Below are 15,626 nucleotides of genomic sequence, written 5' to 3' on the forward strand. Positions count from 1 at the left end.
TATCACATTAAAAACAAAAAATTACACAATAAGGGAACAGCAATTTTGTATGGCAAATTCACTGAGATTTTGACTGTTTTAGTGTATCACCCTTCATCCAACGGATGCTATTTGAGATGTGTTCTACTCCACTTCATTCTAGAGGAATGAAAACACAAGCCCAATTATCAGAGCTGGCGCGTGCAGTGCGCAACCTTATCCGCATCGGCGTCGTTGTTGACGTCGATACGGTTAATGCGTTGTGCCGCGTGCAATCCGGTGACAATACCACCGACTGGCTGCACTGGCTGACCTCCCGCGCCGGGCGTTCGCGCACCTGGTGGGCACCCTCCATCGGTGAGCAGGTGCTGCTGTTGTCCCTGGGCGGTGAGCTGGATACCGCCTTCGTGCTGCCGGGCATTTATTCCGATGATAATCCGCCGCCGTCTGCCTCGGCGGATGCCTATCACGTCAGCTTTCCTGACGGTGCGGTCATTGAATACGAGCCGGACACCGGCGCGTTGACCGTCAGCGGCATTAAAACAGCAGATATCACCGCCTCTGAATCGGTCACCGTCACGGTGCCTGTTGTGACCGTCAACGCCAGCCAAAAAATCACCCTTGCCACGCCGGAGCTGGTCTGCACCCACAAGCTGACCACCGCCACGCTGGAGGTGCAGCAGGGCGGCGAGATGAAAGGGGATATCCGGCATTCCGGCGGCAGCATGACCAGCAACGGCGTGGTTGTTCATCGTCACGTCCATGGTGGTGTACAGGGCGGCAGCAGCCAGACGGGGAACCCATCATGACAGCGCGCTACAACGGCATGAGCCGCGACACGGGTCTTGATATCACCGACCTGGACCATATTCGCCAAAGCGTGCGTGACATCCTGGTCACGCCCGTCGGCTCCCGCGTGATGCGCCGCGACTATGGTTCCCTGTTGTCGGCACTGATTGACCAGCCGCAAAACCCCGCATCGCGTTTGCAGGTGATGGCCGCCTGTTACATGGCAATCCTGAAATGGGAGCCGCGCATCAGCCTGACGGCCATCACCTTTGAAAGTCACTTCAACGGCCAAATGGTGGTTGAGCTGACCGGCGTGCGCAGGGAGACACCGGGCGCATTTTCCTTAACCGTTCCTTTGAGCTGACACCATGCCCACCATTGATTTAAGCCAGCTTCCCGCCCCGGATGTGGTCGAGCCGCTGGACTATGAAACCCTGCTGGCCGAACGCAAGGCCACGCTGATTTCGCTCTACCCGGAGGCGCAGCGCGCGGCCATTGCGCGCACTTTGGCGCTTGAGTCTGAGCCTATCGTCAAGTTGCTGCAAGAGAACGCCTATCGTGAGCTGATACTGCGCCAGCGTGTGAACGAGGCGGCGCAGGCGGTCATGTTGGGGTATGCCGCAGGCCAAGACCTTGACCAGTTGGGCGGCAATTTCAATGTGTCTCGATTGATTGTCACCCCGGCAGAGGCAACCACCTTGCCCCCAACCCCGGCGGTGATGGAAAGCGACAGTGATTTTCGCGTGCGTATTCAGCAAGCCTTTGAGGGCTTGAGCGTGGCCGGGTCGGTGGGGGCGTATCAGTTTCATGGTCGCAGTGCTGACGGACGTGTCGCCGACGTCTCGGTCACCAGCCCAACGCCCGCCTGCGTCACGGTGTCGGTGTTATCACGTGAGGGTAACGGCACGGCCAGCCCGGAGTTACTCGGCATCGTGACCGCCGCGCTCAATGCCGAGGAGGTGCGCCCGGTAGCTGACCGCGTGACCGTGCAATCGGCCAAGGTTGTCCTGTATGAGATTGACGCCGTGCTCTACCTGTTCCCCGGCCCGGAAGTCGAACCTATCCGACAGGCCGCCGAGCAGAAGCTTAAAGCCTACATCAGTATGCAGCACCGCCTGGGGCGAGATATTCGTCTGTCGGCCATCTATGCCGCGCTACACGTAGAAGGTGTGCAGCGTGTGGAGCTGAAAAGCCCCAAAGCCGACATGGTGCTCGACGAGACGCAGGCGTCGAAATGTACCCGCTATACGCTGACTATTGGGGGTTCCGATGAGTGACCGCCTGTTGCCGGTCGGTTCTTCCTCGCTGGAGGTGGCTGCCGCCAGCGCCTGTGCTGAATTGGCGCGGGTGCCGGTGCCACTGCGCACCCTGTGGAATCCGGCCACCTGCCCGGTCAGCCTGTTGCCGTATCTGGCCTGGGCGTTTTCGGTTGACCGCTGGGATGAGCACTGGCCGGAGGCCACCAAGCGCAGCGTGGTGACGAATGCCCACTTTGTTCACCGCCACAAGGGCACCATCAGCGCATTGCGGCGCGTGGTGGAGCCGCTCGGTTACCTGATTGCGGTGCGCGAGTGGTGGCAGCTCAATGAAACCCCCGGCACCTTTCGGCTGGTTGTGGGCGTGCTGGAAACCGGCATTACCGAAGACATGCACCGCGAACTTGAGCGCCTGATTAGCGATGCCAAGCCCGCCAGCCGACACCTGACCGGGCTGACCATCAGCCTCTCCACCGGCGGCCCCTTCCATGTCGGGGCGTGCAGTTATAGCGGTGATGAACTGACGGTCTACCCGTATTTACCGGACGTGATTAGCGTTGGCGTGCCCGATTACCGGGGCGCAGTTGTCCATCTGATTGACACTCTGAGAGTAAACCCATGACAGCGAAATTCTTTGCCATTCTGACCCAGCAGGGCGCGGCCAAGCTGGCGAACGCCACCGCGCTCGGCACCCAACTCGACCTGACGCAGCTCGCCGTCGGTGACGGTGGCGGCACCTTGCCCACCCCTGACCCGGCGCAGACCAAGCTCAAAGGGGAGAAGCGCCGCGCGGCCATCAATATGTTGAGCGTTGACCCGGCCAACGCTAACCAGATTATTGCCGAGCAGGTTATCCCTGAGAACGAGGGCGGGTGGTGGATACGCGAAATCGGCCTGTTGGATAAAGACGGCACCCTGATTGCCGTGGCGAACTGCCCGGAGACCTACAAGCCGCAGTTACAAGAGGGCAGTGGGCGCACGCAGACCATCCGCATGGTGCTGATTGTCAGCAGCACCGAGGCGGTGACGCTGAAGATTGACCCGGCGGTGGTTCTCGCCACGCGTGATTACGTGGATAGGGCCATTACCGTACATGCCCAATCGCGCAATCACCCGGATGCCAGCACCACGGCCAAGGGGTTTGTGCAACTGAGCAGCGCCACCAACAGCACCAGCGAGGTCTTGGCCGCCACGCCGAAAGCGGTGAAGGCCGCGTATGACATCGCCACCGATGCGCTGAGTAAGACGGTAACGACCAGTCAGTCGGTCGCCAGCACCGTGATTTTTAAGTCAGGCGCGTATGCCTATGGCGAAGTCATGGTACAAGCCTTAACGGGCAAGCCGAACGCGGTATTTCGCTTCAGGGACGAGGCCGGGGCGGATAAGGGGGCGATTTATGCCCAGACGGATACCGGGCAGCTTAACCTGCGTTGGAGCGGTACGTCATACACGGCGCAATTTAAACCGGATGGAACCATTGCTTTTCCCTCCACGATTTTTTCGGGCAACGCTAAAGTGTTAACGTCCGCCATGTCATTGGGGACGACAGATTTAAATACGCTGTTTGTTGAGCAAAACTATTTTCAAATCTATAACGCCAATGCCACCCCGGCCAACAATTACCCGGTGGCGAATGCCGGGACGCTGGTTGTGCTTCCGCCCAATGCGGGAGTCGGTAATCGAGTCTATGTCACGCAAAAATATTACCCTTATACCGCGAATAAAAATTTTTATATGCGTTATTACGACGCCTCTACGTCCACGTGGTCTCCGTGGGAGGTGTTTGATTCGAGGACAGCAAGCGACGCCCGCTATGTGCAAATGGGGGCTTATGGACTCGGTCAGGTGGGGATGAGTCTGTCGGCAAAAACCACGGGCTTCATTGCGCAAGCGGCACAGACGGGGTTAGCACCGGGCAACGGTGCCGGTTTTCAATCGGCATACGCTTCTAATCGTCGTGCTCAACTGTACATCTCCACGGATGGGACGGTAACGAGCCGTTTTTCATTGGCTGACACGCCGGATACCGACACAACTCCCTGGAATAAACATTATACAACCGCGAATGTGATTGCCGATGCAAACGGATTCCTGAAGTCAGCGTCCGCCTCTACCAGCGCGGCACTCATCCGGTCTGACTTTCCTGTCGGTATCCCGCAACCCTGGCCGACCAATACCGCCCCGGCGGGCTGGTTGAAATGCAACGGGGCTGCCTTTGATAAAGCGAAATACCCCCTGCTGGCGGCGGCCTATCCTGCCGGTACGCTGCCTGACCTGCGCGGTGAGTTTATTCGCGGCTGGGATGAGGGCAGGGGGGTAGACACCGGGCGCACGCTGTTGTCGGCACAAACTGACGCCGTGCAGAAATTCACCGGTAAAACCAACGGCATTCAGCACTTTGTACCGGGCCTGACCCCGCAGGGGATTATCGCTCAAGGGGAAACCGTCGCCGCCACAACCGGATTGACGGAAACCTCCGGCAGCACCGGCAACGGTGTTTTTCGTATCAATATCGACGCGTCGTTACAAATCCGCACCGCGACGGAAACCCGTCCGCGCAATATCGCCTTTAACTACATTGTGAGAGCCGCCTAATGAGCCACTACAGCACTGCGTTACCGACTGCCACCCTCAATGCCGCCGGTCTGGCGGTCACCGCCGGGTGGCTGACGGTCTACAACATCGAACCCGAGCAGCGGGAATACCAGCAGGCTTCCCTTGAGTACCTGCCGGAGGGCGTGGGCCTGCCCGCGTTCTGCTTTGCCGATAAGCCGACGCTACCGAAGGCCGGTCTGGCGCTGGTGCGCAGCCGGGACGGCAGCGCCTGGGAAACCCTGCCCGACTATCGCGGCCAGACGGCGTACAGCACCGAGACCGGTGAGCCGGAGACCGTCACCCGGATAGGTGAACTGGGTAACGGTGTCACACTGTTGGCCCCGGCCACGCCCTACGACACCTGGAACGGCGAAGCGTGGGTGACCGATACGACGCAGCAGCAGGCGGTTGCCATTAACGCCGCCCGCGATGAACTGGCACAGCGTCAGCGCGTGGCGACAGACAAGATTACGATGCTGGACGATGCGGTCAGCCTGGGCATGGCGACCGAGGATGAAAGCGCCGCCCTGTTGGCGTGGAAGGCGTACCGGGTGCAGTTGAGCCGCGTTGACCTGGAGACTGCGCCGGAGATTGAGTGGCCGCTGGCCCCCGACGCATAAAAAAATGGCCCGCGGGAAACCGCGGGCCGTGTTCTCTCTGGGGTTCCCTGGTGTGGCCGGAGAGGACTTAACCCTATCCCACGCGGTTAAAACCCGTCCAATTGATTCGCCAGATCAATAAACCGATATTGATCGGCGAAAACGATCGTTACCCCGCAATCTCCCCATAACCTGCCGTGTGTTGTTGTCTGGCAAGCCTGCCAACGCCGATGACGTGCGTGCAGATGCGCACGGCGGCAAGCTATCCACACCAACCAACCACGGAGTAACCCCATGGGTGATTATCATCACGGTGTGCAGGTCGTTGAAATCAACGAAGGCACCCGCGTTATTTCCACCGTTTCAACCGCCATCATCGGCATGGTGTGTACCGCCAGTGATGCCGATGCGGCCCTGTTCCCGCTGAATGTTCCGGTGTTAATTACCGACGTGCAGGCAGCGGTGGGCAAGGCCGGTAAAAAAGGCACCCTGGCCGCCGCGTTGCAGGCGATTGCTGACCAGTGCAAGCCGGTCACGATTGTGGTGCGCGTGGCGGAGGGTAAAGACGCTGCCGAAACCACCACCAATATTATCGGCGGGGCAACGGCTACCGGTCAGTACACCGGCATCAAGGCGCTGCTGACGGCGCAGTCGGTCACCGGCGTCAAGCCGCGCATTCTGGGCGTGCCGGGGCTGGACTCGAAAGAGGTGGCGGTCACACTGGCGACGGTCTGCCAATCCCTGCGCGCCTTTGGCTATGTCAGTGCCTGGGGCTGCAAGACGATTTCCGACGCCATCAAGTACCGTGACAATTTCGGTCAGCGTGAGCTGATGGTGATTTGGCCGGATTTCCTCGCGTGGGATACCGCGACCAACGCCAGTCAAACGGCTTACGCCACGGCGCGCGCCCTTGGCTTACGGGCGAAAATCGACCAAGAACAGGGGTGGCATAAAACCCTGTCTAACGTCAGCGTTAACGGTGTGACCGGTATCAGTGCCTCGGTGTTTTGGGATTTGCAGGCCTCCGGCACCGATGCCAGCCTGCTGAATGAGGCCGGGGTCACGACGCTTATCCGTAAAGACGGTTTCCGCTTCTGGGGTAACCGCACCTGTTCGGATGACCCGCTGTTCCTGTTTGAAAACTACACCCGCACCGCGCAGGTGTTGGCCGACACCCTGGCCGAGGCGCACATGTGGGCCGTTGACAAGCCGGTCACCGCCACGCTTATCCGCGACATTGTCGAGGGCATCAAGGCGAAATTCCGCGAGCTGAAATCGAATGGATACCTCATCGACGCGGATTGTTGGTTTGACGCCAGCGCCAACGACAAAGAAACCCTGAAGGCCGGGAAACTGTATATCGACTACGACTATACCCCGGTGCCACCACTGGAAAACCTGACCCTGCGCCAGCGCATCACCGATAAGTATCTGGTGAATCTGGCCGCCTCCGTCAACAGCTAAGAGGACGCTTTACACCATGGCACTCCCGCGCAAACTGAAATACCTCAACCTGTTCAATGACGGCCTGAGCTATATGGGCGTGGTCAGCTCGGTTACCTTGCCCAAACTGACCCGCAAGCTGGAGAACTATCGCGGCGGCGGCATGAACGGCGCGGCCCCGGTGGATTTGGGGCTCGATGACGACGCGCTCACGGTGGAATGGACAATCGGCGGTCTGCCGGATGACGCCTTGTGGAGCCAGTACGCCGCCGCCAGTGCGGCCACCGTACCGCTGCGTTTTTGTGGCTCTTACCAGCGTGATGACACCGGCGATGTGGTGGCCGTCGAGATTGTGCTGCGTGGCCGTCATAAAGAGATGGATTTCGGCGACCAGAAACAGGGTGAGGATACCGAGACCAAAATCAGCACCCAATGCACCTATTACAAGCTGACCGTGGACGGCAAAGAGCGTATCGAAATCGACACCATCAACATGATTGAGCGGGTGAACGGGGTCGATATGCTGGAGCAGCACCGCCGCAATATCGGCCTGTAATCCTATCGCGGTCAGCGTGGCTGGCCGCCCCTTTTTCCTTTATCGACTGAGAGAACCCCCATGAGCAAGGCAAAAAACGCAACGCTTTCCCCGAACGTGGTTACGCTGGACGCGCCGATTAAACGCGGTGACACCCTGATTGACGCCATTACGCTGATTAAGCCCAACGCGGGCACCCTGCGCGGTGTCGGGCTGGCGGCGCTGGCAAGCTCCGAGGTTGACGCGTTGATTAAAGTCCTGCCGCGCATGACCTACCCGGCATTGACCGAAAGCGAGGTCGCCACGCTCGATTTGTCTGACCTGGTGGCGCTGGCCGGTCAGGTTATCGGTTTTTTGTCACCGAGTGCGGAACGCTAGCCTTTCCGGCGGGCCTGTCGGTGGATGACCTGATGGCGGATATCGCGGTGATATTCCACTGGCCGCCCTCAGAGCTTTACCCGATGAGCCTGCCTGAGCTTCTCAACTGGCGCGACAAAGCGCACCTTCGAAGTGGACACGCCAATGAGTAACAACGTTAAATTGCAGGTGCTACTCAAAGCCGTCGACCAAGCCAGCCGCCCGTTTAAAAGCATCCAGGCAGCGAGTCAATCGCTGTCTGGCGATATCCGTGATACGCAAAAAAAACTCAAAACGCTGAGTGCGCAGGCTGGGCGTGTTGAGGATTTTCGCAAGTCGAGCGCGCAGCTTGCGGTGACCGGTCAGGCCTTGAAGAAAGCTAAACAGGAAGCTGCCGAACTGGCTATTCAGTTTAAGCAGACCGAACAGCCAACCCGCGCACAGGTGCAGGTGATGGCGGCGGCCAAGCGGTCGGCGGCTGAGTTACAGACCAAATACAACGGCCTGTGCCTGTCGGTGCAGCGCCAGCGGCAGGAATTGGCACAGGCCGGGATGAATACCCGCACACTGGCCGCCGACGAGCGCCGCCTGAAAACCGCCCTCAGTGACACCACCGGTCAGCTCAACCGCCAGCGAGACGCCCTGGCGCGCGTCAGCCAGCAGCAGGCCCGCCTGAATGCCGTCAAGCAGCGTTACCAAGCCGGTAAGCAACGGGCGGACAGCGTGGTCGGTGCCGGGGCTGCCGGTGTCGGGGTGGCAACGGCGGGCGGCTTGGCCGGGGCGGCGTTGCTGAAATCCGGCTATGAGTTCTCGCTGAAAAACTCCACCCTGCAAGGGGTGCTCAGTCTGGAAAAAGGCTCGGCGGATATGCTGGCATTGCGCACGCAGGCGCGCCAGATTGGCGACAATACCGCCGCCAGTGCCGACGATGCCGCCGGGGCGCAAATCATCATCGCCAAAGGGGGCGGCGATAAAGAGGCCATCATGGCCGCCACGCCGGTCACGCTAAACATGGCGCTGGCGAACACCCGCAGCATGGAAGAAAACGCCACCTTGCTGATGGGGGTGAAATCGGCCTTTGCGCTCACCAACGACAAGGTGGCGCACATTGGTGATGTGATTTCATCGGCCATGAACAAGAGCGCCGCCGACTTTGACGGGTTGAGCGACACGCTGACCTACGCGGCCCCGGTGGCGAAAAACGCCGGGATTAGCCTGGAGCAGACCGCCGCCATGGCGGGCGCGCTGGCCGATGCGAAAATTACCGGCTCAATGGCCGGGACGGGGAGCCGGGCAGTGATTACCCGTTTGCAGGCTCCTACCGGCACCGCCGCCACGGCGCTCGGGGAGTTGAAGGTCAAGCACGCCGACCGCAAAGGCAATATGCGGCCACTGTTCACCCTCCTGAAAGAAATGCAACAGAGCTTTGAGAAAAACAAGCTCGGCAGTGCGCAGCGTGCGGAGTACATGAAGGTGATTTTCGGCGAGGAGGCCAGCTCGGCGGCGGCGGTGCTGATGGCCGATGCGGTCAGCGGCAAGTTAGACCGGCTCACCAAGACCTTTCAGCAGTCCGACGGCAGTACCGAGCGGCTCGTCAACATCCAGCAGGACAACCTCGGCGGGGATTTCAAGGAATTCCAATCGGCGTATGAGGCGGTGGGGATTGACCTGTTTGACCAACAGGAAGCCGGGTTCCGTAAGCTGACGCAGGGCGCAACGCGGTACATCCTCACGCTGGATAACTGGATAAAGAAAAACCCGGAATTGGCGACCACGCTCACCAGGGTGGTGACCGGCGGGCTGGCCGTTGTCGGCGTGCTGGGGGCGATTGGCCTGGCCTCTTGGCCGGTGATGATGGGCATTAACGGCATCATTGCGGCGGCGGGCATGCTGGGAACGGCGGTCAGCGTTGCCGGTGGGGCGGTCATGACGGTGTTGGGGGCGCTGACGTGGCCGATTGTCGCCGTCGGTGCCGCCTTCGTGGCGGGGGCGCTGCTTATCCGCAAATATTGGGCGCCTATCAGCGCCTTTTTCGGCGGGGTGATGACCGGCATCACGGACGCCTTTGCCCCGCTCGGTGCGCTGTTCACCCCGCTGAAACCGATGTTCGACACGCTGGGCGGTTGGCTTAAGCAGGCGTGGCAGTGGTTTACCAACCTGATTGCGCCGGTGAAAGCCAGCCAAGAGACCTTGGACAGTTGCAAGAATGCCGGGATAGCGTTTGGCCGCACGGTGGCCGATGCGCTGATGCTGCCGCTTAACGCCTTTAACAAGCTGCGAGAGGGCATTGATTGGGTGCTGGAGAAGCTCGGCATTATCAACAGCGAATCCAGCGACATTGACCAGAAAGCGCAGAAGGCCAATGACTACGCCAACGGGGTGAGCGGCGGGGCCGGTTATTACGCTTACGGCGGCACCATGCCCGGCACCTATGTCCCGGTGAGTGCCGGGGGCGGTAAATCCTACGTGGACAGCAGCGTGAATCATTTCCACATCGCCAGCCATGGCACCGGCGGTAGCAACGAGGCGGAAACCAAACGGATGGTTTTGGCCGCGATGGAGGAGCGTGACCGTAAGAACCGTGCGGCGGCGCGCTCCAGTCTGGCGAGTGATTAAGAGGAGTCGGTCATCATGATGTTAACCCTTGGGCTGTTCGTGTTTCAGCTTCAGACCCTGCCTTACCAAACGATGCAGCGCAATGTTGATTACCGCTGGCCCTCCAATAGCCGGGTTGGCTTGCGCCCGGCGTTGCAGTTTCTCGGCGTTGAGGAGGAGAAAGTCACCGTATCCGGGGTGCTGCTGCCGGAAATCACTGGCGGCAAGGTGTCATTGCAGTTACTGGATGCGATGGCCGCCGAGGGCCGGGCGTGGCCGCTGCTGGAAGGCACTGGCACCATTTACGGCATGTTTGTTGTGAACAGCGTCAGCGAAACCCGCACCGAGTTTTTTGCGGTCGGCAGCGCCCGGCGTATTGAGTTTTCGCTCACCCTCACCCGCGTGGATGAATCCCTGACGGTGCTTTATGGGGATTTGCAGGCACAGGCTGACAATCTGCTCGGTCAGGCCGGTGCCATGGCAAATAAAGCAGGCAGTGCTATCGGAGGGCTGTTCTCATGATAACGGGCCTGATGCTTGATGCGGGGGCAAAGATTGCCCCGGCCTTTATGCTCACCCTGGGTGGGAAAGATATTACCCAGAATATCAGCCCGCGCTTGCTGTCGCTGACGCTGGTCGATAACCGCGGCTTTGAGGCTGACCAGTTGGATATTGAGCTGGACGACGCCGACGGGCAAGTGATGATGCCGGGGCGGGGGGCGGTGATTTCGTTGCTGTTGGGCTGGCAGGGGCAACCGTTGGTGAACAAAGGCACGTTCACCGTCGATGAAGTGGAGCACCGGGGCGCGCCTGACACGCTGACCCTCCGGGCGCGCAGTGCAGATTTTCGCGGCACGCTCAATTCACGCCGTGAGGCGTCCTATCATGACACCACGCTCGGCGCAGTGGTCGAGAAGATTGCCGCACGCAACCATTTGACGGCCAGCGTTGCGGCGGGATTTGCAAACATTGCGATACCGCATATTGACCAGTCGCAGGAGTCTGACGCCAAGTTTCTGACCCGACTCGCCACCCGCAACGGGGCGGAGGTGTCGGTCAAGGCGGGGAAACTGCTGTTCCTCAAGGCCGGGAACGGCGTGACCGCCAGCGGCAAACCCATTCCACACGTCACCCTTGAGCGCCGCGACGGTGACCGGCACCAGTTTGCTATCGCTGACCGGGGCGCTTATACCGGCGTCACGGCCAAATGGTTGCACACCAAAGACCCGAAAGAGCAAAAGCAAAAGGTCAAGCTCCAGCGCAAACCAAAGGAGCAGCACCTGCGCGCACTGCAACACCCGAAAGCCAAGCCGGTGAAGACAGCAAAAGCCCAAAAGACGCCGGAGGCGCGCGAGGGCGAGTATATGGCGGGGGAGGCGGACAACGTGTTTGCGCTGACCACTGTCTACGCCAGCAAGGCGCAGGCGATGCGCGCCGCACAGGCCAAGTGGGATAAATTACAGCGCGGTGTTGCGGAGTTCTCGCTTAATCTCGCCCTGGGGCGTGCGGATTTGTACCCAGAAACGCCGGTAGCGGTAAAAGGGTTTAAGCGCGTCATAGACGAGCAGGCGTGGACAATCACCAGGGTCACCCACTCGCTCAATAATAACGGCTACACGACGGCGCTAGAGCTTGAGGTGCGGCTTTCTGATGTGGAGTACGAAGAGGAAAGTTAATTTGCTGAAGTGTGATTAATGCATTGTTTAATAAGGATAAAATGATAAAATAACCGTATTGAAATCGAACGGTGGAGGTGAAAGAGCATGTTTCATTGCAATCTATGCGGCACGGCGGCCCATGCGCGTTCAAGCCGGTATCTGAGCGAGAACACCAAAGAGCGTTATCACCAGTGTCAGAATATCAATTGCGGGCATACCTTTGTCACCATGGAAACCATCGAGCGATCCATTATGTCGCCGGGCACGGTCATTCCGGTCATGCCGCACCCCAACCATTACGGTCAGCAAAGTATGTTGATGTAACGAAGTGCCCCGGAAGTCCGGGGCATTTTTTTCGATGTGGTCAACGTGTGGACACTGACCGAGATAAATCCTTTTATCTCATTGTGTTGGATGGTTTTTCGTATCACCATCCCTGTCTTCCCCGCCTTTACGGCGGGGCTTTTTTTACCTGACATTCCGTTATACTAACGCCATGAATTTATGTCGGGGTTCTTTATGCAACAGCAATATGCGCGTCTGGTGAAGTCCGCAGCGTTAGCCGCCACCGCGACGGCTTCTACTTTGCTGATTATCAAGACCGTTGCCTGGTATCTTACCGGATCGGTGAGCCTGTTGGCGGCGTTGGTGGATTCGCTGGTCGATATCGCAGCTTCGTTAACCAACCTGCTGGTGGTACGTTATTCACTACAGCCAGCGGATGAGGAGCATGCTTTTGGTCATGGAAAGGCTGAATCGTTGGCAGCACTGGCACAAAGCATGTTTATTTCCGGTTCGGCATTGTTTCTGTTCCTGACCGGTTTTCAGCACTTATTCTCGCCACAGCCCCTTAACGAGCCCGGCATCGGTGTTGCGGTGACCCTTGTCGCGTTGGTGAGTACACTGATCCTGGTCACCTATCAGCGTTGGGTGGTGAGAAAAACGCGCAGTCAGGCCATTCGCGCAGATATGCTGCATTATCAGTCAGATGTCCTGATGAATAGTGCTATTCTTGTGGCGCTTGGGCTGAGCTGGTACGGATTTTACCGCGCGGATGCGTTGTTTGCCTTGGGGATCGGGGTTTATATCCTCTACAGTGCGCTGCGTATGGGGTATGAAGCGGTACAATCCTTACTGGATCGGGCTTTGCCTGATGAAGAGCGCCAGGTGATCATCGACGTGGTATCCTCATGGCCCGGAGTGAAAGGGGCACACGATTTGCGCACTCGGCAGTCTGGGCCAACGCGTTTTATTCAGGTGCATCTGGAAATGGAAGATTCGTTGCCGTTGGTGCAGGCGCATTTTCTGGCGGAACAGGTTGAACAGGCGTTGTTACACCGTTTTCCAGGGGCGGATGTGATCATCCACCAGGATCCCTGCTCTGTGGTGCCGGCGAACCAGCAAGGGCATTGGGAACTATAATTAACTGATATGGGTCAATAGATAGACGTTGTGGGAATATTGCGTTAGCTCGGTGTGCTATACACGCAGGTTTTCCACGATATTGCGTGACCTGAATCAATTCAGCTAAGTCTTTTTGTTATAATATCCAGCAATAAAGCCGTAAAGCTGGTTTTCCGCAGTTGCGATGAGCCCAGGGCAATCGGCGAATACAGAATTCTTTACAAGTTCAGAGGTAGTCATGATCAAGAAAATCGGTGTACTGACGAGTGGCGGTGACGCGCCAGGTATGAACGCTGCCATTCGTGGCGTTGTGCGTGCTGCACTCACAGAGGGTCTGGAAGTTTTTGGTATTCACGATGGCTACCTTGGTTTGTACGAAGATCGCATGGAAAAATTGGACCGCTACAGCGTGTCTGACATGATCAACCGTGGCGGTACCTTCTTGGGTTCTGCGCGTTTCCCTGAATTCAGAGATGAAGACGTACGTGCCAAGGCGATTGAAAACCTGAAAAAACGCGGTATTGACGCGCTGGTAGTCATCGGTGGTGACGGTTCCTACATGGGGGCGAAACGCCTGACCGAAGAAGGTTTCCCGTGTATTGGTCTGCCGGGCACCATCGATAACGATGTAGCGGGAACAGACTACACCATTGGTTACTTCACCGCGCTGGAAACCGTGGTGGAAGCGATTGACCGCCTGCGTGATACTTCTTCGTCGCATCAACGTATCTCTATCGTTGAAGTGATGGGGCGTTACTGTGGTGAGTTGACGTTGTCTGCCGCGATTGCCGGGGGCTGCGAATTTATCGTGCTGCCGGAAATTGAATTCAGTCGTGACGATCTGGTTGAAGAAATCAAAGCCGGTATTGCTAAAGGTAAAAAACATGCCATCGTGGCGATCACTGAGCACGTTTGTGACGTTGATGAACTGGCGCGCTACATCGAACAGGAAACGGGCCGTGAAACGCGCGCCACCGTGTTGGGCCACATCCAGCGCGGCGGTTCACCGGTAGCTTATGACCGTATTCTGGCTTCCCGCATGGGGGCATACTCCATTGACCTGTTGCTGCAAGGCTACGGTGGTCGCTGCGTGGGTATTCAGAACGAGAAGCTGGTGCACCATGACATCATTGATGCTATCGAAAACATGAAGCGTATATTCCACCTCGACTGGCTGGAAACGGCGAAAAAACTGTACTGATACGCATCGGTTTGCTGCCAATAAGCCTCCTTCACCGGAGGTTTTTTTTATGTGTAGCCCTTCATATTCCAGAATGGTCTAGCCAAAAATTTTTTATTCTTTAATGGTGAGGAAAATTTCTGGCAGGCTCTGATGTTAATGCTAAATCAACCTACTGAGGTTGCGGCCATTTTTCTGGGGGAGTGTGCAATGCGTAAATGGGGTGCAGGTGTGGTTTTACTGCTGTTGGCATCCGGTGCCACGGCAAAAGATATTCAATTGCTGAACGTTTCATACGATCCAACCCGCGAGTTTTATCAGGAATACAATACCGCTTTCGGTAAATACTGGCAGCAACAGACCGGCGATAAGGTCACGGTGCGCCAATCACACGGCGGCTCCGGCAAGCAAGCCACCTCGGTGATTAATGGTATTGAAGCCGATGTGGTGACGTTGGCGCTGGCCTATGATGTGGATGCGATCGCCGAGCGGGGCCGTATCGAAAAAGACTGGATTAAGCGCTTGCCAGACAACTCAGCACCCTATACTTCCACCATCGTATTTCTGGTACGCAAAGGCAATCCAAAGCAGATTCAGGATTGGTCCGATCTGGTGAAGCCCGGTGTGTCGGTGATTACGCCGAATCCTAAAACCTCTGGTGGCGCCCGTTGGAACTATCTGGCGGCCTGGGGTTATGCGTTGCATCACCATAATGGCGATAAAGCCAAGGCGCAGGAATTTGTCAAAAACCTGTACCAGAACGTTGAAGTGCTGGACTCCGGTGCACGTGGCGCAACGAATACCTTTGTTGAGCGCGGGATCGGTGATGTGCTGATCGCTTGGGAGAACGAAGCGCTGTTGGCTGAGAAAGAGCTGGGTAAGGACAAATTTGAAATCATTACGCCGAGCGAGTCGATCTTGGCCGAACCGACCGTGTCGGTGGTGGACAGAGTGGTTGATAAGCGTGGGACGCGTGACGTGGCCAATGCCTATCTGAAGTACCTGTACTCCAATGAAGGCCAGACCATTGCAGCGAAGAATTACTATCGCCCTCGCGATGAGGCGATCGCTGCTAAATTCACCGAGCAGTTCCCGAAACTGAAGTTATTCACCGTAGATGATACGTTTGGTGGTTGGACCAACGCACAGAAGGTGCATTTTGCTACTGGCGGCGCGTTTGACGAGATTAGTAAACGGTAATTAATTGAAAGTAATCAATAAATATCCTCCGGCATA

The 15,626-nt window shown here is 57.8% G+C and carries 18 protein-coding genes; 17 read left to right on the forward strand and 1 reads right to left on the reverse strand.

Annotated elements, in window-relative coordinates; all coding sequences use genetic code 11:
• The first annotated feature begins 146 nt into the window (after positions 1–146).
• The 6 genes from IV04_RS13010 to IV04_RS13040 are packed head-to-tail and all read left to right on the forward strand — an operon-like array spanning position 147 to position 5,239.
• Positions 147–788, forward strand: coding sequence for a phage baseplate assembly protein V (locus IV04_RS13010; protein WP_037402081.1), 642 nt, complete (start codon positions 147–149; stop codon positions 786–788).
• Positions 785–1,132 (forward strand): GPW/gp25 family protein, encoded by a 348-nt coding sequence (locus IV04_RS13015; protein ID WP_037402084.1) that lies wholly within the window; start codon positions 785–787, stop codon positions 1,130–1,132. The genes IV04_RS13010 and IV04_RS13015 overlap by 4 nt, the downstream gene beginning before the upstream one ends.
• A gap of 4 nt (positions 1,133–1,136) precedes the next feature.
• Positions 1,137–2,045: a baseplate assembly protein gene (locus IV04_RS13020; protein ID WP_037402086.1), complete on the forward strand. Its 909-nt coding sequence runs from the start codon at positions 1,137–1,139 to the stop codon at positions 2,043–2,045.
• The gene (locus IV04_RS13025) at positions 2,038–2,646 is read left to right on the forward strand and encodes a phage tail protein I (RefSeq protein WP_037402088.1); all 609 of its coding nucleotides are present in this window, start codon (positions 2,038–2,040) and stop codon (positions 2,644–2,646) included. Before IV04_RS13020 ends, IV04_RS13025 begins: the two co-directional genes overlap by 8 nt.
• Positions 2,643–4,619, forward strand: a complete 1,977-nt coding sequence (locus tag IV04_RS25835) for a phage tail protein (RefSeq protein WP_081893212.1) — start codon at positions 2,643–2,645, stop codon at positions 4,617–4,619. The genes IV04_RS13025 and IV04_RS25835 overlap by 4 nt, the downstream gene beginning before the upstream one ends.
• Positions 4,619–5,239, forward strand: coding sequence for a tail fiber assembly protein (locus IV04_RS13040; protein ID WP_037402090.1), 621 nt, complete (start codon positions 4,619–4,621; stop codon positions 5,237–5,239). Before IV04_RS25835 ends, IV04_RS13040 begins: the two co-directional genes overlap by 1 nt.
• 86 nt (positions 5,240–5,325) lie before the next feature.
• Here IV04_RS13040 and IV04_RS26115 read toward each other — a convergent pair whose 3' ends face one another.
• On the reverse strand, positions 5,326–5,514 hold the full coding sequence (locus tag IV04_RS26115) for a hypothetical protein (protein WP_152562875.1): 189 nt from the start codon (positions 5,512–5,514) through the stop codon (positions 5,326–5,328).
• On the opposite strand from IV04_RS26115, the gene IV04_RS13045 reads away from it, so the two are divergent.
• The 11 genes from IV04_RS13045 (at position 5,513) to IV04_RS13090 (ending at position 15,590) form a co-directional block, all read left to right on the forward strand.
• Positions 5,513–6,682 (forward strand): phage tail sheath protein, encoded by a 1,170-nt coding sequence (locus IV04_RS13045; protein WP_037402091.1) that lies wholly within the window; start codon positions 5,513–5,515, stop codon positions 6,680–6,682. The two genes, IV04_RS26115 and IV04_RS13045, sit on opposite strands and share 2 nt — an antisense overlap.
• Before the next feature lie 16 nt (positions 6,683–6,698).
• The gene (locus IV04_RS13050) at positions 6,699–7,217 is read left to right on the forward strand and encodes a phage major tail tube protein (RefSeq protein WP_037402092.1); all 519 of its coding nucleotides are present in this window, start codon (positions 6,699–6,701) and stop codon (positions 7,215–7,217) included.
• A gap of 60 nt (positions 7,218–7,277) precedes the next feature.
• A complete protein-coding gene (locus IV04_RS13055; protein WP_037402094.1) occupies positions 7,278–7,574 on the forward strand; it encodes a phage tail assembly protein in 297 nt (98 codons plus the stop codon).
• A 32-nt stretch (positions 7,575–7,606) separates the two neighbouring features.
• Positions 7,607–7,726 carry a GpE family phage tail protein gene (locus IV04_RS25245; RefSeq protein WP_072010883.1) on the forward strand — a complete coding sequence of 40 codons (120 nt, stop codon included), beginning with the start codon at positions 7,607–7,609 and terminating at the stop codon, positions 7,724–7,726.
• Positions 7,719–10,169 (forward strand): phage tail tape measure protein, encoded by a 2,451-nt coding sequence (locus IV04_RS13060; RefSeq protein ID WP_037402095.1) that lies wholly within the window; start codon positions 7,719–7,721, stop codon positions 10,167–10,169. The genes IV04_RS25245 and IV04_RS13060 overlap by 8 nt, the downstream gene beginning before the upstream one ends.
• Before the next feature lie 15 nt (positions 10,170–10,184).
• Positions 10,185–10,670 carry a phage tail protein gene (locus tag IV04_RS13065; protein ID WP_037402098.1) on the forward strand — a complete coding sequence of 162 codons (486 nt, stop codon included), beginning with the start codon at positions 10,185–10,187 and terminating at the stop codon, positions 10,668–10,670.
• Positions 10,667–11,824 (forward strand): phage late control D family protein, encoded by a 1,158-nt coding sequence (locus IV04_RS13070; RefSeq protein WP_037402100.1) that lies wholly within the window; start codon positions 10,667–10,669, stop codon positions 11,822–11,824. Before IV04_RS13065 ends, IV04_RS13070 begins: the two co-directional genes overlap by 4 nt.
• A gap of 87 nt (positions 11,825–11,911) precedes the next feature.
• Positions 11,912–12,130: a DNA-binding transcriptional regulator gene (locus tag IV04_RS13075; RefSeq protein ID WP_037402103.1), complete on the forward strand. Its 219-nt coding sequence runs from the start codon at positions 11,912–11,914 to the stop codon at positions 12,128–12,130.
• A 195-nt stretch (positions 12,131–12,325) separates the two neighbouring features.
• Positions 12,326–13,228, forward strand: coding sequence for a CDF family cation-efflux transporter FieF (fieF, locus tag IV04_RS13080; RefSeq protein ID WP_037402152.1), 903 nt, complete (start codon positions 12,326–12,328; stop codon positions 13,226–13,228).
• A 220-nt stretch (positions 13,229–13,448) separates the two neighbouring features.
• Positions 13,449–14,411, forward strand: coding sequence for a 6-phosphofructokinase (gene pfkA, locus IV04_RS13085; protein WP_037402106.1), 963 nt, complete (start codon positions 13,449–13,451; stop codon positions 14,409–14,411).
• Between the two features lie 189 nt (positions 14,412–14,600).
• Entirely contained in the window at positions 14,601–15,590 is a 990-nt protein-coding gene (locus IV04_RS13090) for a sulfate ABC transporter substrate-binding protein (RefSeq protein WP_037402154.1), read from the forward strand.
• The last annotated feature ends 36 nt before the right edge of the window (positions 15,591–15,626 follow it).

Origin of the sequence: Serratia sp. Ag1 (assembly GCF_000743355.1) — a bacterium.
Classification (GTDB): domain Bacteria; phylum Pseudomonadota; class Gammaproteobacteria; order Enterobacterales; family Enterobacteriaceae; genus Chania.

What these genes read in the sequence shown, in the direction of transcription:
- IV04_RS13010 (WP_037402081.1), top strand. Translation starts at nt 147, where the DNA reads ATGAAAACACAAGCCCAATTATCAGAGCTGGCGCGTGCAGTGCGCAAC.
- IV04_RS13015 (WP_037402084.1), top strand. Translation starts at nt 785, where the DNA reads ATGACAGCGCGCTACAACGGCATGAGCCGCGACACGGGTCTTGATATC.
- IV04_RS13020 (WP_037402086.1), top strand. Translation starts at nt 1,137, where the DNA reads ATGCCCACCATTGATTTAAGCCAGCTTCCCGCCCCGGATGTGGTCGAG.
- IV04_RS13025 (WP_037402088.1), top strand. Translation starts at nt 2,038, where the DNA reads ATGAGTGACCGCCTGTTGCCGGTCGGTTCTTCCTCGCTGGAGGTGGCT.
- IV04_RS25835 (WP_081893212.1), top strand. Translation starts at nt 2,643, where the DNA reads ATGACAGCGAAATTCTTTGCCATTCTGACCCAGCAGGGCGCGGCCAAG.
- IV04_RS13040 (WP_037402090.1), top strand. Translation starts at nt 4,619, where the DNA reads ATGAGCCACTACAGCACTGCGTTACCGACTGCCACCCTCAATGCCGCC.
- IV04_RS13045 (WP_037402091.1), top strand. Translation starts at nt 5,513, where the DNA reads ATGGGTGATTATCATCACGGTGTGCAGGTCGTTGAAATCAACGAAGGC.
- IV04_RS26115 (WP_152562875.1), bottom strand. Translation starts at nt 5,514, where the DNA reads ATGGGGTTACTCCGTGGTTGGTTGGTGTGGATAGCTTGCCGCCGTGCG.
- IV04_RS13050 (WP_037402092.1), top strand. Translation starts at nt 6,699, where the DNA reads ATGGCACTCCCGCGCAAACTGAAATACCTCAACCTGTTCAATGACGGC.
- IV04_RS13055 (WP_037402094.1), top strand. Translation starts at nt 7,278, where the DNA reads ATGAGCAAGGCAAAAAACGCAACGCTTTCCCCGAACGTGGTTACGCTG.
- IV04_RS25245 (WP_072010883.1), top strand. Translation starts at nt 7,607, where the DNA reads ATGGCGGATATCGCGGTGATATTCCACTGGCCGCCCTCAGAGCTTTAC.
- IV04_RS13060 (WP_037402095.1), top strand. Translation starts at nt 7,719, where the DNA reads ATGAGTAACAACGTTAAATTGCAGGTGCTACTCAAAGCCGTCGACCAA.
- IV04_RS13065 (WP_037402098.1), top strand. Translation starts at nt 10,185, where the DNA reads ATGATGTTAACCCTTGGGCTGTTCGTGTTTCAGCTTCAGACCCTGCCT.
- IV04_RS13070 (WP_037402100.1), top strand. Translation starts at nt 10,667, where the DNA reads ATGATAACGGGCCTGATGCTTGATGCGGGGGCAAAGATTGCCCCGGCC.
- IV04_RS13075 (WP_037402103.1), top strand. Translation starts at nt 11,912, where the DNA reads ATGTTTCATTGCAATCTATGCGGCACGGCGGCCCATGCGCGTTCAAGC.
- fieF (WP_037402152.1), top strand. Translation starts at nt 12,326, where the DNA reads ATGCAACAGCAATATGCGCGTCTGGTGAAGTCCGCAGCGTTAGCCGCC.
- pfkA (WP_037402106.1), top strand. Translation starts at nt 13,449, where the DNA reads ATGATCAAGAAAATCGGTGTACTGACGAGTGGCGGTGACGCGCCAGGT.
- IV04_RS13090 (WP_037402154.1), top strand. Translation starts at nt 14,601, where the DNA reads ATGCGTAAATGGGGTGCAGGTGTGGTTTTACTGCTGTTGGCATCCGGT.